Source organism: Frondihabitans australicus (assembly GCF_003634555.1).
GTDB lineage: Bacteria > Actinomycetota > Actinomycetes > Actinomycetales > Microbacteriaceae > Frondihabitans > Frondihabitans australicus.
The window spans coordinates 3,320,444-3,338,746 of sequence record NZ_RBKS01000001.1; the positions used below are offsets into that span (position 1 = coordinate 3,320,444).

Consider the following 18,303-nt stretch of genomic DNA (forward strand, 5'->3'; position numbering starts at 1 on the left):
TCCGGTTGGGTAGGGCCACCGTTCGTCTCCCCTCGGGCGCACGGTCACCCGGCTGGCGAACCGATGGAGGCTCCCCGTGACTGCTACCACCTCGACGACCCCGACTCAGGCGGTCGACACCAAGGGCCTCAAGGACGGCTCGCTCGGGCTGGTCTCGAGCGTCGTCGTCGGAGTGGCCTCGACGGCCCCGGCCTACAGCCTCGCGGCGAGCCTCGGCTTCATCGTGGTCGGCGGAACGACCATCGCGGGCGTCCATGCCCCGGGGATCATCCTTCTGGCGTTCATCCCGATGTACCTCATCGCGGTGGCCTACCAGGAGCTCAACAAGGCCGAACCCGACTGCGGCACCACCTTCACCTGGGCGTCGCGCGCGTTCGGCCCGATCGCCGGATGGATGGGCGGCTGGGGCATCATCGTCGCCGACGTGATCGTCATGGCGAACCTGGCCGCGATCGCAGGATCCTACAGTTTCACTTTCGTGGGCTCCTTCGGCCTCCCCGGCGTCGCCGCACTCGCGTCGCAGCCGATCCCGTCGACGATCGCCGGCGTGCTCTGGATCGTCCTCATGACCTGGATCTGCTACCGCGGCATCGAGATCTCGGCCCGCCTCCAGTACTTCCTGCTCGCCTTCGAGGTGCTGATCCTCATCTTCTTCGCGGTCTTCGCCCTCGTGCGCGTCTACTCGGGCCACGCCGAGTCGTACTCGCTGCACCCGTCGTTCTCGTGGCTCAACCCGTTCACGCTCGGCCCGGGAACCATCGCCCCGGCCATGCTCACGGCCATCTTCATCTACTGGGGCTGGGACACCGCGGTCTCGATCAACGAGGAGACGAAGGACCCGGAGAAGACCCCGGGCCGCGCCGCCGTCATCTCCACCGTGCTGCTCCTCGTCACCTACGCGCTCGTCGCCGTCGCCACCATCGCCTTCGCCGGCGTCGGCGACAAGGGCATCGGCCTCTCGAACCTGAACAACGCGGGCGACGTCTTCTCGTCGATCGGGCCGACCCTCTTCGGCGGCGGCATCGTCGGGTCGATCCTGATGGCCATGCTCGGCTTCTCGATCCTGACCAGCGCCTCGGCCTCGACCCAGACGACGATCCTGCCGACGGCTCGCACGTCGCTCTCGATGGCCGTCTACAAGGCGATCCCCGAGCGCTTCGCCCGGATCCACCCGAAGTACCTCACGCCGACCTGGTCGACGATCGGCATGGGCCTCGTCTCGATCGTCTTCTACCTGATCTTCACGTTCATCTCGACGAACCTGCTCAACGCCCTCATCGGCTCCATCGGCCTGATGATCGCCTTCTACTACGGCATGACCGGCTTCGCGTGCGTGTGGTTCTACCGCAAGACGCTGTTCCAGTCGGCGCGCAGCGTCATCATGCGCGGCATCTTCCCGTTCGTCGGCGGCCTCATGCTGCTGGCGGTGTTCATCTACGGCGTCTACTCGTTCGCGCAGCCCGACTGGCTGACCGACGACAAGGGCAAGAACATCACGATCTTCGGGATCGGCGCCGAGGCCGTCGTCGGCATCGGCGGCCTCCTGATCGGCGCCGTCCTCATGATCATCTGGTGGATCATGAAGCCCGACTACTTCCGCGGTCAGACGCTGCCGCGTCGCTCCGACGACTACGTGCTGGCCGGCGCCGACGGTGTGAACGCGCAGTTCGGTCTCCCCGACTCCGGCCGCTTCCCGTCGGTGGTCGCCCCCGACCTCTCGAACCTGCCCACCGGCGCGACCGCGATCAACGCGGCCACGGGTCGCAGGATCCGCGGCAACCGCCACACGGGCCCCGAGCCCGAGACCGCGGCGACGCCCGTCCCGCCGTCGGCTTCCGCGGCTCCTGACGCCCCCACCTCGCCCACCGACGAAAGCAAGTAGTCCCGCATGAAGATCCTCATCGTCGGCGCCGGAGGCGTCGGATCGGCCGCCGTCCGCATCGCCGCCCGCCGCTCGTTCTTCGACACGCTCGTCGTCGCCGACTACGACCCGGCGCGTCCCGCCGCCCTCGTCGCGGCGGTGGGCGACCCCCGGCTCGTCGCCGCTCAGGTCGACGCCTCGTCGTCGGAGTCGGTCGCCGCGCTGATCCGCGAGCACGACATCACCCACGTGCTGAACGCAGTCGATCCGCGCTTCGTCATGCCTATCTTCGAGGGTGCGTTCGCGGGCGGTGCGACGTACCTCGACATGGCGATGAGCCTGTCGAAGCCGCACCCGACCTCGCCCCACGAGCTGACGGGCGTCAAGCTCGGCGACGAGCAGTTCGCGGTCGCCGACGAGTGGGAGGCGGCGGGCCGCCTGGCCCTCGTCGGCATCGGCGTCGAGCCCGGACTCTCGGACGTCTTCGCCCGGTACGCCGAGGACGAGCTGTTCAGCGAGATCGACGAGCTCGGCGTGCGCGACGGCGCGAACCTCGTCGTCGCCGGCTACGACTTCGCCCCCTCGTTCTCGATCTGGACCACGATCGAGGAGTGCCTCAACCCGCCGGTGATCTACGAGAAGGACCGCGGCTGGTACACGACCGCCCCGTTCTCGGAGCCCGAGACCTTCGACTTCCCCGAGGGCATCGGCCCGGTCGAGTGCGTCAACGTCGAGCACGAGGAGGTGCTGCTCATGCCGCGCTGGACCTCGGCGAAGCGCGTCACCTTCAAGTACGGCCTCGGCGACGAGTTCATCGAGGTGCTGAAGACGCTGCACAAGCTGGGACTGGACTCGACGACCCCTCTGTCGGTCAAGGGTGTGCAGGTGTCGCCTCGGGACGTGGTCGCGGCCGCGCTGCCGGATCCTGCGACCCTGGGAGACCGGATGAGCGGCAAAACCTGCGCGGGCGTGTGGGTGACCGGCACGGGCAAGGACGGCCAGCCGCGGTCGACGTACCTCTACCACGTCGTCGACAACGAGCAGACGATGGCGGAGTACTCGTCGCAGGCCGTCGTGTGGCAGACGGCGATCAACCCGGTGATCGCTCTCGAGCTCCTGGCGACGGGAGCCTGGTCTGGAAAGGGTGTGCTGGGGCCCGAGGCGTTCCCGGCCGGGCCGTTCCTGTCGCTGCTGGCGGCGGACGCGCCCATCGGGTACGGGTCGCCCTGGGGCATGGAGGAGAAGCCTCTCGCCTAGCGGAGCCGCTCGCTGAGCGGCACCTGATGGTTGCTCACGTCCCCCGGGGCTAGCGTTCACGAGGTCGACAAGGAGACGACGTGAACCGCTATTACCGCTGGCTCGATCATCTTCCGCTCCCCGCGTTCTTCGGGTTCGTGTTCGTCTTCTTCACCGGCGTCCGGCTGATCCTGGCCGCTGCCGACCGAGATCGCTTCACGGCGTCGCTCGTCGTCATCGAGGTCGTCGGCGGGCTGATCTTCGCGGGCATCCTCACCGCGCTCGTCGCGTGGCGTCGCCGCCGCGCCGGCGGCAGGTCGACCTTCGCCGACATGAATCAGGCCCTCCGCACGGGTCGACTGCCCGAAGACGCCGAGCCGTCGGTCTGGGCGCCCGAACTGGAGCGTCGCCGCCGCAGCGTCGTGGCGTCGCGCATCTGGGGCCCGATCTTCTTCGGGATCGTGGGCGTGCTCGGCGTCGCCGCGCTCGTCAGCGGCCAGGGCGTCGTGCTCTCGCTGCTGCTCATCGCCCTGTGCGTGGGGTTCATCGTCTTCACGTTCGTCGCGGGGCACCGGTCGCTCGTCAAGATCGACTCGCTGAAGCGGCAGCTCGACCCCCGAGACGCCTAGAGAGGCTTGCGGAGGGCGAAGCTCGGCATCGCCACGCCCTGCGGAGCGGGCCTCAGCTCTTCGACGAACACGAAACCGTGCCGCTCGAAGAACGGGCGGGCGATCAGGCTGGCGTGGGTGGTGAGTTCGACGGCGTGGTGACCGTGCGCCCGTCGAGTGACCTCGGCGAGGAGCGCGGTGGCGACGCCCTGGCGGCCGACCGACGGATCCACGAACATCATGTCGATGTAACCGTGCTGGTCGGTGTCGCTGAAGCCGATCACCGTGTCGTCTCCGGCGAGGGCGACCACGGTTTCGGCGCGCTCGCGACGGATCGCCCACTGGGGCGGATCGAGGTCGACCACGGTCGCCCAGGCCTCGACCTGCTCGGGCGTGTACGCGCTCGAGGCGGTGAGGCGGATCGCCCGGCGGAACACCGCGAGCGTGGCCTCGGCGTCGCCCTTCGACGGATCGTAGGCGCGGAGCGTCACGGGCACGGCTCGTACCTCGTGACCATCGTGTAGTCCTTCATCGGGCCCGTGACGTTCCAGGTCTGCGTCCAGGCCGCCGCGCCGCCCTCGGCGTCGATGCGGCCGCGGTAGTCGTCGGGCGCGCAGTCGTGGACCACCTCGGCGTCGACGCGCCAGGGGTGGAACGGCCTGCCGTCGGCGAACTCCACGGCCCAGGCGCCGGCGGCGTCGCGTCGCAGCAGGCGGTGGGCCGCGACCGGGACGCGGTCGCCACCCTGGTCGAGGAGGCCCTCTTCGTCCCATGCGATGGCGCCGTCGGAACGCGGTGCGAAGGTCGCGGTGCCGGCCACGTGGATCCTGCGCCCCTGGAGCCGGTCGTCGATCGTGCGCTCGAAGCGCCAGACGCCGGGCAAGGTCGCCGGGTCTGCGGCGTCCCCCCTCGGCAATTCAGGCTCCTCGTGCGCGGCAGGTTCGGCGTGCCCCGTCGCGCCGCGGATCGGCGGCGCGGCCGCCCCGGGCGCGACGAGCGGAGCCTGAATTGCCGGAGACGGGCGTGCCGCAGGGCCTGCCGCCGCCGAGGTCACGCGGCCTCCCGCGCTCCGGACGCGGCCGAGTCGTCGCGCCGGGCGCGCGCGGGAAGGATCGTCCGCAGCGACACCTTCCGCGAATACTCGATCGACCCGTAGCGGAACAGCCGCACGGCGAGCCGGAGCACGATGCCGCCGAGGATGAACTGCTCGGCGATCACGATCACGGCCGACACCGGGTCGAGCGACCCCAGCCCGTTGCGAAGCATGGCCGTGACCGGCGCCGAGTAGGGGAAGAACGTGAAGATCTGGACGATCAGCGCGTGCGGGTCGGAGACGATGAGGGCGACGGCGTAGAACGGCACGAAGATCAGCGCCATCATCACGCCGAAGATCTGCCCGGCCTCCTTCGCCGTCGGCATGATCGCCCCGACCGCGACGAGGGTGCCCGTGAACAGCGTGAAGCCGCCGATCAGCATCAGGGCGCCGGCGACCATCGGCCACGGGGCGAGGTGCAGGTGCGCGAGGTCGAGTGCCGGCAGGTTCAGCGACGTCCGGAAGAACAGATAGCCGATCACCACCGGCAGCGCGAACACCACCATCTGCACGACGCCGACGATGAACAGCGAGATGATCTTGCCGATGATCAGCGTCGTCGGGTTGAGGGTGGTGAGAATCATCTCGGTGACCCGGTTCTCCTTCTCCTCCAGCGTCGACGTGAGCATCTGGTTCGCCAGCAGCAGGATCACGACGTAGAAGATCGCGAGGAACAGCAGCGGCGGGATCACACTGCCGATGCCGCCCGACACCTGCCCGGCGGAGTTGTAGGTCGTCGAGGTGGTCGGTGCGGTCCCCTGCACGAGCGACGAAAGCTTCGCGTCGCCGACCTTGGCCTCGGCGCTGATCTTGAGGATCTCCGACGCCACCGACGTGTACTGCCCGTTGTCGAAGATGCCCTTGTCGACCCCGTAGACCTTCGTGTCCTGCTTCACCGGGTTCGCCGGATAGTCGAAGTAGGCGTCGAGGGTTCCCTTCTTCACCGCGGCGATCGCGGCCGACGGCGACGATGCCGGGTGCCCGCCGACGGCACGGACGACCTCGGGGTTCACGATGCCCGACGCGTCGGTGTACGAGAACGAGAACTTCGCGTTCTTCTGCTCGCTGATGCTCGAGTCGGTCGACGTGTCGGACGCCGCGATCAGGGCGACCACGATGCCGATGATCACGGGCACGATCAGGGTCGCGATCCAGAACCGCCGCTTCGTCAGCGTGCGCGTGACCTCGAACCCGATGACGGTGCGAAGGTTGTACCGGGCCATCAGGCGGCCTCGTTCTCGTCGCCGTACACGCGCAGGAAGATGTCGTCGAGGCTGAGCTTCGACGTCTCGAACGACCGCACGGCCACCCCGTCTTCGACCAGGGCGCGCAGGATCCGAGACTCGTCCGCCCCCTCGTTCACCGCGAGCTCCGCGTAGTTCCGCTCCCGCAGGGTGACCTCGTAGTCCGGCGAGTCCGGGACGGTGCCGCTGTACCGCATCCGCACGGTCGTGCCGCCGAACTGGTCCTGCACCTCGGAGATCGTGCCGTACGCCTCCGCTCCCCCGTTCTTGAGCAGGATCACGCGGTCGCAGAGCCGCTCGACCTCCTCCATCTGGTGCGTGACCATGAGCACCGTGGCGCCCTTGCGCTTCTGGTCCTCGATGATGTCCATGAGGAGGCGGCGGTTGACGGGGTCGAAGCCTTTCGTCGGCTCGTCGAGGATCAGCAGGTCGGGGTCGTTCATGATCGTCACGCCGAGCTGCACCTTCTGCTGCTGCCCGCCGCTCAGCTTGTCGAGCCGGGTGGTGGCCTTGTCGGTGAGGCCGACGCGCTCGAGGTAGTCGAGCGACCACGACTTCGAGGCGTCCTTCGCAAGGCCCTTGAGGCGGCCGAAGTAGGTCATCACGTCGATGACGGACTCCTTCTTGTAGAGGCCGCGCTCCTCCGGCAGGTAGCCGAGTCGCGAGCCGCGCTCGGGGGTGAACGGCTTGCCGTCGATGTGGAGGGTCCCCGCGGTCGGCTGGTAGATGCCCAGCAGAGCACGGATCGTCGTCGTCTTGCCCGACCCGTTCGACCCGAGGAACCCGAAGGTCTCACCGCGGCGGATGTCGAACGACAGGTCGCGGATCACCGTCGTACGGCCGAAGTCCATGCGGAAGTTCTGGATGCGGACGATCGGTTCGTCGCCCGGAGGTACCTGATCCATGGTTCCCGACCCTACTTCAGCGCCGGTGCGCAGGCCCGGCGGCACCCGGCGGTCGTCCCGGTGAGTGGGCGCGTCACCGACGCCAGTCGACGCCCGGCGCGGCCTCCCCCGAGCCGCGCTCGATCAGCCGGACGGGCAGCACGAGGGCGTCGCCGCGCGGTGCGCGTGCCGTGAGCGCCTCGAGCGCGAGCTTCGCCGCCTGCGACCCCATGTCGACCGGGTCGTGCGTGATGACGCTCACGCCGAGCACGTCCGCCAGGTCGAAGTCGTCGAACCCGACGAGGGCCGGGGCGACTGCCTCCGACGCGCGAAAAGCCGTGAGCGCGCCGATCGTGACGCGGTTGTTGCTCGTGAAGAGGGCGGTGGGGGGCAGCGGCAGGGACAGGAGGTCGAGGACTGCTCCGCGGGCTCCTGCGGCGTCGTGGAGATCTTCACGCACCAGGAGCCGGGCCTCGTCGCCGTCGACCCCGGCCTGGGCCATCGCCTCGAGGTAGCCGTCGAGCCGCTGACGGTGCGTCGGAAGCCGCGAGAAGTCGCCGACGAAGCCGACCCGGCGGTGGCCTGCGTCGAGCAGGTGCTGCGTGGCCATCCGCGCGCCCTCGCGGTTGTCGAGGACGACGCTGTCGGCGACGAGGGTGTCGGCGGGGCGGTCGACGAAGACGACGGGGATTCCGCGATCCTGCGCCCCCTGAAGCACCTCGGAGGCCTCGAGGGTCGAGACGACGATGAGCGCGCGGACCTGTCTCGCGACCATCTCCTCCACCAGTCGTCGCTCGCGCTCGGCGCTCTCGTCGGTGGACGACACGACCAGCTGCAGGCCCTGCGATCGCAGCTCGCGCTCGACGCCCTTCGCCAGCGACGAGTAGAACGGGTTCGCCAGGTCGCCCGTGACCAGGCCGATGAAGTTCGAGCGGATGCCGCGCTTCAGCAGCGACGCCATGCTGTTGAGCTGGAACCCGAGGTCGCTCGCCGCCTTCGCCACGCGCTCGCGGGTCGCCTCGGCCACGTGCGGCTCGCCGTTGATGGCGCGCGAGGCGGTCTTGAGGCTCACCCCGGCGCGCTCGGCCACGTCGACGAGCGTGGCGGGGGTGGTGCGCGGTGGCTGCTCGGTGGTCACGGTCGGTCTCCTGGGCTCGGCCTCAGTATGACAGCGCTGGCACGGGGCCTGCTCCGGCTCATTTGGGGGTGATCGTCAGCCCGTTGTCGGAGCCGATCGTCACCTGATACGACACCCGGAACGGCACGTTCTTGTCGATCGTGTAGTCGTGGCCGTCGTAGAGCGACTCGGCGCCGACGTTCAGGTGGGCGACGCCGGTGGCGGCCACGACGTCCCACACGCCCGCGGTCGCCGTGGGCTGGAGCGAGACCGCGGGGTAGGTGGCCATGGTCCAGGTCGGGTCGCCGGTGAGACGGTCGTCGACGGACTCGCCGAACGGGCAGCCCGACGGCAGCAGCACCTTCTGCGGCAGGCAGTCCGTGCGGAGGTACTTCGTCACGTCGGCCCGGACCTTCGCCGTGAAGCTCGCCCGCGGCTCGACGTCGACGGCGGCGCTCACGACCTGCCCGACGGCGTCGGCGGAGACCGTCGTGTCGCGGGCCGTGAGGTACGTGCTCGAGTGGCTGAGCGTGAAGGCCGCAGGAGCCAGGACCGTGTACCTCGTGGCGAGGTCCGCGCCCTTCGTGGTGACCTCCACCCCGTCCGCCGTGAAGCGGGGGTCGTTGCGCGGCGTCACGTCGATCGAGGCGGTCGGCGGCGTCGCGAACTCCCAGCGGCCGAAGAGGCCTCCGAACGTGCCGGACGGGCGGATCGTGAAGCGGATCGTCTGCTCCTGCGCGCCGGTCGTCGTCTCGTACGTGACGGCCACGCGGTGGTCCCCGTCGCGTTCCGTCACGTCACCCACCACCCGCACGCTGCGGAAGGCGCCCTTCTCGCTCACCGTGAGCAGCTCGTCTCCGGAGGCTCCCGTCGGCTGCACGCCGGCGAGGGCGAGCGCGCTCGCGGTGTCGCCCCGGTTGATCGCGTCCACGTAGCTCTTGGCGAAGCCGGACGCGCTGTACACCGTCGAGTTGAGCACGGCGATCGTCACGAAGAACAGCACCACGACGAGGGCGCCGAGGCCCAGCCACAGCAGGGTCGCGCGGGGAACGGGCGACCGGCCCGTCGTCTCCCCCACAACGGCCGCCATGCCGACATTCTAGGGGCGAGCCTGTGGACGGGCCGGGCCGCAGGATCGGGGGCCGGTAGATTGGTCAGTGCTCTCGCGGTGTCTCTCGCCGCATCGTTTCGCGGCGCGCGTGCCGCGTCGTTTCGCGGCTCTTGGGCCGCATCGCCTGGCGGAAGGGGTGAGGTCACTGAGCGACGACAGCCGCCCTCCGCTCTCCGACGAGCAGGCCGCCGTCTACGACGCGATCGAGAACTCGCGCGAGCACATCTTCGTCACCGGGCGGGCGGGCACCGGCAAGTCGACGCTGCTCAACCACCTGTCGTGGAATACGTCGAAGCAGATCGTCATCTGCGCCCCCACGGGCGTGGCCGCCCTGAATGTCGGCGGCCAGACGATCCACTCGCTCTTCCGGCTGCCCATCGGCCTCATCGCCGATCACGACATCGAGCAGAACTCCGAGCTCCGCAAGCTCCTGAACACCATCGACACCCTCGTCATCGATGAGGTCTCGATGGTGAACGCCGACCTCGTCGACGCGATCGACCGATCGCTGCGGCAGGCCCGCCAGAGGCGCAACGAGGCGTTCGGCGGCGTGCAGGTCGTGCTGTTCGGCGACCCGTATCAGCTGGCGCCCGTTCCCGGCGATCCTGAGGAGCGCGCCTATTTCACCGACCACTACCGGTCGATGTGGTTCTTCGACGCCCACGTGTGGGACGAAGCGCCGCTTCGTATTCTCGAACTGGCATACATCCATCGGCAGAGCGACTCCGCCTTCAAGGAGATGCTCAACGCGGTGCGTCACGGCCGCGTCACCGCCGAGATCGCGGGTGAACTCAACGCCGCCGGAGCGCGTCCCGTACCCGTCGACGAGGGCGTGATCACGCTCGCCACGCGCAACGACACCGTCTCGCGGATCAACCGGGCCGAGCTCGCCCGCCTCCCCGGGTCGGTCAAGACGGCGAAGGCCGAGGTCACGGGCGACTTCGGCGGCCGCACGTACCCCGCCGACGAGGCGCTGGAGCTGAAGGTCGGCGCGCAGGTCATGTTCCTCCGCAACGACTCCGACCAGCGGTGGGTGAACGGCTCCGTGGGCGTCGTCACGCGGATCCGCGACACCGTCTTCGTCGAGGTCGACGGCGAGGAGTTCGAGGTGCAGCCGGCGGTGTGGGAGAAATACCGCTACAGCTATTCGCCCCTCAGCAAAGAGCTCAAGAAGGACATCGTCGCCGAGTTCCAGCAGTTCCCGCTCCGTCTGGCGTGGGCTGTCACCATCCACAAGTCGCAGGGCAAGACGTACGACCGGGCCATCGTCGACCTCGGCGACCGGGTGTTCAGCGCCGGGCAGACGTACGTCGCGCTCTCGCGGATCACGTCGCTGGAGGGGCTCTATCTGTCGCGGCCGCTGCGACCGAGCGACATCATCGTCGACCTCGACGTGCGGCGCTTCATGTCGCAGTCGACACGGGTGCCGGCGATCAAGGCGGCAACGCTGGGGGAGTAGGCGCGGCGAGGCTTGGGCGTCAGGCGTCCGTTTCGGCGTGGGCCTGCGCGTCGGCTGGTCGAGCGCGGGCTGTGGTCTACGCGGCGCGGGTGGCGCAGCTCGCCGCGAGGTCGGCGAAGAGCTCTTCGGTGAGCCGATACGCGAGCGCCACCTCGTCGAGAACGCGGCCTCGTTCCTCCTCGCTCCAGCCGACCCGGTCCAGCTGGGCTCGGTACGTCGACTTGAACTCCTTGGGCTTGGCGATGCCGGCGAAGAGGTAGAAGCCGACCCCGTTCGTCTCGAAGCCGAATCGGCGCTGCATGAGCGTCCGGACGATCGCGCACCCCGACAGATCGCCGAGATAGCGCGTGTAGTGGTGCGCGATGAATCCGCCCGCGGTCGTGGCGGCCACCGTGTCGATGCGCTCGACGTAGCGGGTTGTCGTGGGCAGCGGCACGATGATCTCGCGCCAGTCCTCGCCGAGCAGGAACCGCAGATCCTCCCGGATCGCCGGGATGCGCGTCAGCGCCGGCTCGATGAAGAGGCTGGCCACGGGGTCGTCGGCGCGCGCCGCCGCGGCGCGCTCGAGGGCGTCGTACACGAAGAAGTTCTGCGCGACCATCGCGATGTAGTCCTCGCGCGAGCCGGGGCCGGTCAACAGAGAGGTCATGAACCTCTCGGAGGCGCTCCGGCCATTGGCGCCGATGCCGTTGCGCTCCTCGTTCGCGCGCTCACGCAGGGCTTCGGAGAACGGGATGGCCACGCCCATCTGCCCCTCCTCGGTTAGGTGACCCTAACCCTAGCCTGGTCCGCGCGGGGGCGGTACCCGTCCGCCCCTCCGGCAATTCAGGTTCCGCGTGCGCGTGCCGCCTGCGGGCCCGCGAAAGTACGCGAGCCGGGCGCGGGCGTACCGGGCGGGGCCTGAATTGCCGGGCGGCGTGGCCGCCGTGAGCGCGGCGTGGGCGGGCGGGGCCTGAATTGCCGGGCGGCGTGGCCACCGTGCGTGCGGCGTGGGCGGGCGGGGCCTGAATTGCCGGGCGGGGTGCCGCGGCTCCTGCGATAACGCGGAGTGCTAGGCGGTCGCCGGCCGTGCCATGAGTCGACCCGAGGCCAGTCCGACGACGGCGAGCGCGAGGCCGAACAGCAGGTGCAGGACGATCGTGGCCGAGTTCTCGGCGATGATGTTGGCGCTCGTGTGAACGAGGAACACGCCGAAGACGCCGAGCAGGAACAGGCCGATGCCGACGAGCATGTTGACGACCTTCGAGACGCCGGCTGCGCCGAGGGCGGAGAGCAACATGAGCGCGCCGATCAGCACGTGGATCAGGGCGAGGAAGCCGTTGCCCGCGAACAGCCCGATCACGGTGGCGCCCTGAGTGCTCGCGAAGGGGAGCGGGGTCGCGACGAAGAAGCCCAGGAATCCCAGCAGCAGGAACACGATGCCGCCGAACAGGCCGAGCAGGCGGTTGGGGGACTGGATCATTGCGGGGGCCTCCACGAGCGAACAGGTCCCCTAAGCCTAAGCGGTCGCGATGCGCCCGTGCGACGGGCCGTGTCGCGCGGGGGCCAGGACGCGGCGCCGGACGAGCGGTCGAGGTGGCCTCGCGTGTGAGAGCCGTGTCGCGTCAGCGCCGCGTCGGCGGATCACCGGAAGGCGCCACCGCCGTCGACCTCCCGGACGAGGCGCGTCTCGCCGCGGCACGCTGTGGGGGAGCTCCGCCACGCCGACTCCACCGCTGCTCCGAACGTGCATGGCCACCGCGCGGCCGAGAGCTCTCTCGACCGACGCCCAGTCGCTCTCGATCATCGAGTAGGTGAGACGCAGGGGGATCTCGCCGTCCAGGACGATCTCGAGGTCCTTCCGGCGGTCTCGCTCGAACTTGTTCTCGTGGTACTCCTTGCCGTCGACCTCGACGCCGACCACGCCGTTGACCACGAGGTCGATTCGCTCGTTCGTTCGCAGGACTCGCTGGATCACGACGGAGTAGCCCGCCAGCCGGGCGCGCGTGCGCACGATGCTCTCGAGGAAGCTCTCGCACTTCGGATCGACCCAGCCGACGATGCCGCGGACGTCCGTGGGAAGGCCCTGAACGATCCTTTCCAGATCATCGAGACGCAGGATCTGGAAGTGCAACGCCCAGTCCAGTGCCGCCACCGCCTCCTCGAACGGCACCTCGGTGATCGCCTCGCGCAGGGCGTCCTCGAGCGCGACCGACCACGACGAGCCCCGACCGACGACCTCGGGGCGGACCCAGACGACTCGTACTCGCCTCTTCCAGCGGAGTCGAGCGGCATTCGCCGGGACCGACACCGTGATCCGCGGGTGATGATTCCAGGCCCACGCGCCCAGCTCGGCCAGGGCCGATGCCCCGGTCAGCCGGCCTCCGACCCGCACGGCGACGAATCGCCGATCGTGCGGCGGCCAGGTCGTGTACCACCCTCGCCGCGGCCGTCGGACCTCGCCGCCGCGAACGGCCTCGGTCAGGTGGTGGTCGGCCGCGCCCAGCCGCACCAGCTGACGCTTGTGCAGCAGCCCGCTCCCGTGGCGGTCGACGAGTTCGGCGATGGTGGTCATGGCAGCAGGATCACGCGGCACGGCCGGTCGCTCCTCGGACCCGGGCGCTGATCTGTGCAGCAGGGTCCCGACCTCGTCGATGTGGAGGAGTCGTTGGCGGACGTGTCCGCCCGCCCGCTTCGGCAATTCAGGCCCCACGTGTCGGCGTCGTGGGGGCAGCCGCAGATTTCCAGGACGGCGCGTCCATGCCGGACGCGTGGGGCCTGAATTGCCGAGGGGGTGCGACGCCGGCCGCGCCGGGCGGAGTGCGACGCGGGCGACGCCGGCCGGGCCGGGCGGAGTGCGACGCGGGCGACGCCGGCGGCGCCGGGCGGGGTGCGACGTCTGCGACGCGTCGGGCGCGGCCGGGCCACAGGGCCGCCCGCTACCGTGGAGCCATGCGCATTCTCGTGGTCGGCGCCGGCGCGGTCGGCGGCTATTTCGGTGCACACCTCGTCGCCGCGGGTCGCGACGTCACCTTCCTCGTCCGCGAGGCCCGCGCCGAACGTCTCCGGGCCGACGGCCTCACGGTGGCCCGCCTGAACGACGACCTCACGGTGACGCCCCGGGCGACGACAGCCGCCGACCTCGTCGGCGAGCCCCCATTCGACCTCGTGCTCCTCAGCGTGAAGTCGTTCGCCCTCGACCAGGCGATCGCCGACATCGCGCCCGCCGTCGGCCCCGAGACGGCGATCGTCCCGCTCCTCAACGGCCTGCGCCACATCGAGACTCTTCAGGCCGAGTTCGGCGACCGCGTCCTCGGCGGCCTCTGCTTCGTGGCGACGATGCTCGACGGCGACGTGGTCCGCCAGCTCAGCCCGCTGCAGACGATCATGTTCGGCGAGCTCGACGGCTCCCGGACGCCGAAGGTCGACGCGATCCTGGCCGACCTCCAGGACGCAGGATTCGAGGCCACGGCCTCCGACCACATCCGACACGCCCTGTGGGAGAAGTGGTTCATCCTGGCGTCCGGCGGCGCCGTCACCACCCTGCTCGGCGGCGACGTCGGCACGATCGAGAGCGTGCCGAACGGCACGTCGACCGCCCTCGCGATCGTCGCGGAGGCCGCGGCAGTGGCCGCCGCCCACGGCTTCGAGCCTCGCCCGGCCATGCGCGAGCGCGCCGAGTCGACGCTCACCGAACGGGGTTCGGACTTCACCACCTCGATGTTCCGCGACATGTCGCAGGGGCTCGAGGTGGAGTCCGACCAGATCCTGGGCGACCTGGTCCGCCGAGGGCTCGAGAAGGGCGTCCCGGTGCCGCTGCTCGCAGCAGCCTCCGCGCGCCTCGAGGTCTACCGCGCCGGTCGCGCCTGATCGGCGCAAGCCGCCGCCGCGAGCCGGCGCCCGCAAGCCGCCGCCGCGAGTCGGCGCCCGCTCAGCCGCCGGCGCGGGCCGGCGCCCGCTCAGCCGGTGCCCGGCGCGCGCCGCCGCAGCGCCCGCAGCCGCCCCAGGTAGTACCGCTGCGGCGCTGTCCGCACCACGGCGGGCAGCCGCGGGTACACGGCCGCCACGACCGTCCACAGCCGGTCGAATCGGCGCTGCCTGCGCGGAGACCACGAGAGCCCGAACCCGTCTCGCACGTCAGGCGGCAGCAGCCCCGCGGTGACGAACCGGTTGAGAGGCATGAGCCGCCGCACCCACCACGGGGCAGCGGTCGCGCGCCAGAGTTCATCGGCCTGGGCGCGGATCGCGGGGTCCACGTGCAGCGATTGCGAGGCCGATCGCCAGTAGGCCGAGAAGGCCTCCCGATCCTGCGGCCAGGCCTCGCTTGGCACGTCGAGCGCCGTGCCGAGTGCGGCGTAGCGCCGGTACAGTTCGTCCTCGATGCTTGTGGGCGGGTTGCCGAGCGCCCGGCGGTACACGAGCAGGGCCGTGTCGTAGAGCGTGGCGGCCACCCACAGTTGCAGCCCGGGGTCGCGGGCGTCGTACGCGGGCGCCTCGTCGTCGCCCGGGCCGTGCACGGGCGTGTGCATGCGCGAGACGAACGCCGCGGCGAACTCCCGATCGGCGTCCGAGCCCGTCATCACGGCGTACACGTACATCAGCGTGCCGTTCAAGCGGCCCATCGGGTTCCGCGCGAAGTCGCTGTGGCGGGCGACCCCGTACCCGACCTCCGGCCGAGCCAGCTGCAGCAGGATCGCGCGCCCCGCCCCGGCGAGGATCACTCCTTCGGCGACGGGATCGATGCGCGGCGACACAGGCGAGACGCTACCGGCTACCGCCTGAGGGCCACCAGGGATCGCGCGTACGACGCGAACCACTGCCCGGCCGCCGGCCCGCCGTTGCACGTGCCGTCGCTCGATCCCGGCGTCTTCACCCAGAGCAGGGCGTCGAGCCTGCCCGTGCCGGAGGTGACGTGCGGGTCTTGGCCGAGGCCGGCTCCGGGGGCATTGCACCAGGATCCGCGATACCCCTGGCCGTTCCGAGAGACGTCGATCACGAAGTGAGCCCCGCCCGTCAGCGCCGACACCTTGCCGGCGTAGGCGCGCTCGTCGTCGACGCCGATGTAGTTGGAGACGTTCGTGAAGAAGCCTCGGGCGTACTGGACGCCCGCCCGGTTCAGCAGCGACGCCATCTCCGCGGGCTTCAGCCACCGCGAGTTGCCGCCGTCGAGGTAGGTGGTGACGCCGTTCGACGCGAGCGTCTCGACGGCGCTCCGGACGAGCGCGATGCGGGACGACGCGATGCTCGCGCAGCCCGTGGTCGTCTGGCCGAGCGAGTCGGGCTCCACCAGCACCACGGCGCGATGGCCGCGGAGGGTGGTGGCGATGCTGCGGTTCCAGGAGAGGTACTCGGAGTCGCTGAGGCCGCCGGACGAGTAGCCGCCGCAGTCGCGGTCGGGTATTGCGTAGGTGACGAAGACCGGAGTCATGCCGGCCGCCTCGGCCGCGTCGACGTTCTGGCGCACGTAGTCGGTGAGTTTCGCGCCCTGGAAGTTCGGGCCGAGCCAGATCGCGACGGGGCGCTTCGCGATGTACGACGCGGCCGCTGCCTCCGCCGTGTCGCCCTGCGCGGACAGCCGGGCGGCCGCGATCGCCGCGACGCTCTGCGACTGCCGGTACAGGCCGCCGCGGTAGAGCGCGGTCGGCGTCGCGCTCCGGATCTGCGACTCGGTCAGCACCGATGAGCCAGCGGCGCTCGCCGACGTCGTCGCGGCGCTCGCCGTCGTCGTCGCGCCGACGGTCGCGGTCGCGACCAGAGCGGCGGCGAGGAGGAGGGCGACGCGCTGGCGGATCATGGGTCTCCCGGCGGGGTCGGTGGGGTGATGCGGCCCGGATATCCCACCATGCTGGCCGTCGTGCCTCTATGGGCATTTCGGGGGACATAGAGTCGACGGGTGACCTCCGACGACCGAACCCGTTCGTACTCCTGGCCCGATCCGCTGTCGATCGCTGCGACGGCCCCCACCACGTCGGGGCTCGAGTTCCTGCGCCGCCTCGTCTCGGGAGACGTGCCGCAGGCGCCCGTCTCCGCGACCCTCGACTTCGCGCTCGTCGCCGCCGACCTGGGCACTGCGACCGTCGAGGCGAACCCGGCGGAGTACGCCTACAACGCCATCGGCACGGTGCACGGCGGGGTGATCGCGACCTGGGCGGACACCGCCATCGGCTATGCGATCCAGAGCCATCTGCCGGCGGGTTCGGGCATCACCACGCTCGACCTGCAGGTCCGCTACCTGCGCGCGGTGCGGGCCGACACGGGAACGGTGACGATCGTGGCGACGACCGAGCACGTGGGTCGTCGCACGGGCACGGCGCGCGCGACGGTCACGGATGCGGCCGGCAAACTGCTGGCGACGGCGACCTCGACCTGTCTGGTGGTTTAGCCGGGCGCCTGAGGGACCTCCTCGGCGGCCGGGACTCCGCGCGCCGGGCTCCGACCGCCCGGCAATTCAGGCTCCGCTCGTCGGCCTCGGGCGGGGCTCCGCACGGCGGCGCGGCCTCGCGGGCATGCGGCGCACGTGGAACCTGAATTGCCGAGGGGCCCGACGCGGGACGGACGGTGCGGCCGGGCGGCCCGGGGCGGCGGGCTGTGCGACGGAGACGGCGGCGCGTCAGCCAGCCGCGTCGAGGGCCCTCAGGAGCTCGGCCCCCGTCATCGACCCCGGCCCCGCGCCCGCCCCGGCCGCCTGCCGGGCGAGCCGCTGCACGGTCGCGTTGAGAGGCGCCTGGTGCCCGACCAGCCGCGCCATCAGAGCGATCTCGCCGTTGAGGAAGTCCGATTCGATCGAGCCGCCGCGCTTCATCGACTGCCACGAGGAGCCGCCGAGGTCGCCGGTGACGCCCGAGACGGGCCGCACGTCGAAGGCGTCACCGCGCCAGGCCTCCTCCTCGGCGTCGCTCGGCCAGGTGATCCCCGAGGCCTCCAGGACGGAGCCGCCCTCGGCCGCGAGACGGTCGTGAATGGACTTCGGCGCTGATGGCCCGACGAGAGCCTGGACGGCGTTCCCCAGGTTCGACAGCAGTTTCCGGTGCTTCCACGCCATGACGTCGTCGGTGAGGAAGATCCGGAAGGTCGCGGCCGTCCAGTCGGCTTCGAGGGCGGCGAGGAGCGCCCTGTCGGCGTCGTCGGCGGCGCGCCCGTAGCGCCCGATGATGAAGGTGCCGCTCGACGGCGCGATCCGCACGACGACCTCGCCCGGCGTCAGATGCACCGCCGGCAGCCACACGCAGACTGCGAAGACGCGCGCGAAGTAGCGCGACGCGATGCGCTCGCTGGCGACGCCGTTGAGTGCCGTGAACAGCGGCAGGAGATCGCCGGCCGAGCCGAGCGAGGCCTCGGACGGGTCCGAGAACACCGGCTGGTCCACCCAGTCCTGCAGCGCCGCCTCGACGGACTGCGTCTTCGTGGCGATGACGAGCACATCGTCGACCAGCAGCCGGACGTCGTCGGGTGACGACGCCGTCACGACGGGCACCGTCACGTCCTCATCGGGCGAGCGCAACCGGAGACCCGTCGAGGCGAGCGCCTCGCCGTGGGCACCGCGGGCGATCAGCAGCGGGGGAGTGGACGAGTGCTGGGCCAGCCGGCCGCCGAGGGTGCCGCCGATGGCTCCGGCGCCGATGATCACGTATCGCATGCCCCCAGCCAACCACCCGAGCCCAGAAGCCCCGGGCCGAGAAGCCCCGGGCCGAGAAGCCCCGGGCCGACCGAG

The 18,303-nt window shown here is 70.6% G+C and carries 18 protein-coding genes; 6 read left to right on the top strand and 12 right to left on the bottom strand.

What is annotated here, in order from left to right; translation table 11 throughout:
- The first annotated feature begins 76 nt into the window (after positions 1-76).
- The 3 genes from C8E83_RS15845 (at position 77) to C8E83_RS15855 (ending at position 3,726) form a co-directional block, all read left to right on the top strand.
- Entirely contained in the window at positions 77-1,882 is a 1,806-nt protein-coding gene (locus C8E83_RS15845; protein ID WP_121370955.1) for an APC family permease, read from the top strand.
- 6 nt (positions 1,883-1,888) lie between these two features.
- Positions 1,889-3,118, top strand: coding sequence for a saccharopine dehydrogenase family protein (locus C8E83_RS15850; protein ID WP_121370957.1), 1,230 nt, complete (start codon positions 1,889-1,891; stop codon positions 3,116-3,118).
- Positions 3,119-3,198: 80 nt separating this feature from the next.
- Positions 3,199-3,726 (top strand): hypothetical protein, encoded by a 528-nt coding sequence (locus C8E83_RS15855; protein WP_121370959.1) that lies wholly within the window; start codon positions 3,199-3,201, stop codon positions 3,724-3,726.
- Here C8E83_RS15855 and C8E83_RS19605 read toward each other — a convergent pair.
- The 6 genes from C8E83_RS19605 to C8E83_RS15885 all read right to left on the bottom strand — a co-directional run bounded on the left by C8E83_RS19605 (position 3,723) and on the right by C8E83_RS15885 (position 9,133).
- Positions 3,723-4,202 carry a GNAT family N-acetyltransferase gene (locus C8E83_RS19605; RefSeq protein WP_170159969.1) on the bottom strand — a complete coding sequence of 160 codons (480 nt, stop codon included), beginning with the start codon at positions 4,200-4,202 and terminating at the stop codon, positions 3,723-3,725. The genes C8E83_RS15855 and C8E83_RS19605 overlap by 4 nt on opposite strands.
- On the bottom strand, positions 4,193-4,621 hold the full coding sequence (locus tag C8E83_RS19610; protein ID WP_170159970.1) for a DUF6314 family protein: 429 nt from the start codon (positions 4,619-4,621) through the stop codon (positions 4,193-4,195). The genes C8E83_RS19605 and C8E83_RS19610 overlap by 10 nt, the downstream gene beginning before the upstream one ends.
- Positions 4,622-4,755: 134 nt before the next feature.
- Positions 4,756-6,021: an ABC transporter permease gene (locus C8E83_RS15870; RefSeq protein ID WP_121370964.1), complete on the bottom strand. Its 1,266-nt coding sequence runs from the start codon at positions 6,019-6,021 to the stop codon at positions 4,756-4,758.
- Positions 6,021-6,947: an ABC transporter ATP-binding protein gene (locus tag C8E83_RS15875; RefSeq protein WP_245981741.1), complete on the bottom strand. Its 927-nt coding sequence runs from the start codon at positions 6,945-6,947 to the stop codon at positions 6,021-6,023. The genes C8E83_RS15870 and C8E83_RS15875 overlap by 1 nt, the downstream gene beginning before the upstream one ends.
- A 73-nt stretch (positions 6,948-7,020) precedes the next feature.
- Positions 7,021-8,064, bottom strand: coding sequence for a LacI family DNA-binding transcriptional regulator (locus tag C8E83_RS15880; protein ID WP_121370966.1), 1,044 nt, complete (start codon positions 8,062-8,064; stop codon positions 7,021-7,023).
- A 58-nt stretch (positions 8,065-8,122) separates the two neighbouring features.
- Positions 8,123-9,133, bottom strand: coding sequence for a hypothetical protein (locus C8E83_RS15885; protein WP_121370968.1), 1,011 nt, complete (start codon positions 9,131-9,133; stop codon positions 8,123-8,125).
- 157 nt (positions 9,134-9,290) lie between these two features.
- Between C8E83_RS15885 and C8E83_RS15890 the strand changes: the two genes are divergently transcribed.
- Entirely contained in the window at positions 9,291-10,613 is a 1,323-nt protein-coding gene (locus C8E83_RS15890) for an ATP-dependent DNA helicase (RefSeq protein WP_425454771.1), read from the top strand.
- Between the two features lie 76 nt (positions 10,614-10,689).
- On the opposite strand, the gene C8E83_RS15895 is transcribed toward C8E83_RS15890, so the two are convergent.
- From C8E83_RS15895 to C8E83_RS15905, 3 genes are all read right to left on the bottom strand, one after another.
- Positions 10,690-11,361 (bottom strand): biliverdin-producing heme oxygenase, encoded by a 672-nt coding sequence (locus C8E83_RS15895; protein WP_121370970.1) that lies wholly within the window; start codon positions 11,359-11,361, stop codon positions 10,690-10,692.
- A 303-nt stretch (positions 11,362-11,664) separates the two neighbouring features.
- Entirely contained in the window at positions 11,665-12,075 is a 411-nt protein-coding gene (locus C8E83_RS15900) for a DUF4383 domain-containing protein (RefSeq protein WP_121370972.1), read from the bottom strand.
- Between the two features lie 36 nt (positions 12,076-12,111).
- Positions 12,112-13,167, bottom strand: a complete 1,056-nt coding sequence (locus C8E83_RS15905) for a glycyl-tRNA synthetase (RefSeq protein ID WP_121370974.1) — start codon at positions 13,165-13,167, stop codon at positions 12,112-12,114.
- A gap of 377 nt (positions 13,168-13,544) precedes the next feature.
- On the opposite strand from C8E83_RS15905, the gene C8E83_RS15910 reads away from it, so the two are divergent.
- Positions 13,545-14,462 (top strand): ketopantoate reductase family protein, encoded by a 918-nt coding sequence (locus C8E83_RS15910; RefSeq protein ID WP_121370976.1) that lies wholly within the window; start codon positions 13,545-13,547, stop codon positions 14,460-14,462.
- A gap of 89 nt (positions 14,463-14,551) precedes the next feature.
- On the opposite strand, the gene C8E83_RS15915 is transcribed toward C8E83_RS15910, so the two are convergent.
- Complete coding sequence (locus tag C8E83_RS15915; RefSeq protein WP_121370978.1) at positions 14,552-15,346, bottom strand: oxygenase MpaB family protein; 795 nt, start codon at positions 15,344-15,346, stop codon at positions 14,552-14,554.
- A gap of 17 nt (positions 15,347-15,363) precedes the next feature.
- On the bottom strand, positions 15,364-16,386 hold the full coding sequence (locus C8E83_RS15920; protein WP_121370979.1) for a glycoside hydrolase family 6 protein: 1,023 nt from the start codon (positions 16,384-16,386) through the stop codon (positions 15,364-15,366).
- Between the two features lie 99 nt (positions 16,387-16,485).
- Between C8E83_RS15920 and C8E83_RS15925 the strand changes: the two genes are divergently transcribed.
- Positions 16,486-16,974, top strand: coding sequence for a PaaI family thioesterase (locus tag C8E83_RS15925; RefSeq protein WP_121370981.1), 489 nt, complete (start codon positions 16,486-16,488; stop codon positions 16,972-16,974).
- A gap of 228 nt (positions 16,975-17,202) precedes the next feature.
- Here C8E83_RS15925 and C8E83_RS15930 read toward each other — a convergent pair whose 3' ends face one another.
- Positions 17,203-18,228 carry a ketopantoate reductase family protein gene (locus tag C8E83_RS15930; protein WP_121370983.1) on the bottom strand — a complete coding sequence of 342 codons (1,026 nt, stop codon included), beginning with the start codon at positions 18,226-18,228 and terminating at the stop codon, positions 17,203-17,205.
- Positions 18,229-18,303 lie beyond the last annotated feature (75 nt).

Excerpts from the sequence above, each read along its gene's own strand:
- C8E83_RS15850 (WP_121370957.1), top strand. The coding sequence starts at position 1,889 with ATGAAGATCCTCATCGTCGGCGCCGGAGGCGTCGGATCGGCCGCCGTC.
- C8E83_RS15870 (WP_121370964.1), bottom strand. The coding sequence starts at position 6,021 with ATGGCCCGGTACAACCTTCGCACCGTCATCGGGTTCGAGGTCACGCGC.
- C8E83_RS15875 (WP_245981741.1), bottom strand. The coding sequence starts at position 6,947 with ATGGATCAGGTACCTCCGGGCGACGAACCGATCGTCCGCATCCAGAAC.
- C8E83_RS15885 (WP_121370968.1), bottom strand. The coding sequence starts at position 9,133 with ATGGCGGCCGTTGTGGGGGAGACGACGGGCCGGTCGCCCGTTCCCCGC.
- C8E83_RS15895 (WP_121370970.1), bottom strand. The coding sequence starts at position 11,361 with ATGGGCGTGGCCATCCCGTTCTCCGAAGCCCTGCGTGAGCGCGCGAAC.
- C8E83_RS15900 (WP_121370972.1), bottom strand. The coding sequence starts at position 12,075 with ATGATCCAGTCCCCCAACCGCCTGCTCGGCCTGTTCGGCGGCATCGTG.
- C8E83_RS15905 (WP_121370974.1), bottom strand. The coding sequence starts at position 13,167 with ATGACCACCATCGCCGAACTCGTCGACCGCCACGGGAGCGGGCTGCTG.
- C8E83_RS15910 (WP_121370976.1), top strand. The coding sequence starts at position 13,545 with ATGCGCATTCTCGTGGTCGGCGCCGGCGCGGTCGGCGGCTATTTCGGT.
- C8E83_RS15920 (WP_121370979.1), bottom strand. The coding sequence starts at position 16,386 with ATGATCCGCCAGCGCGTCGCCCTCCTCCTCGCCGCCGCTCTGGTCGCG.
- C8E83_RS15930 (WP_121370983.1), bottom strand. The coding sequence starts at position 18,228 with ATGCGATACGTGATCATCGGCGCCGGAGCCATCGGCGGCACCCTCGGC.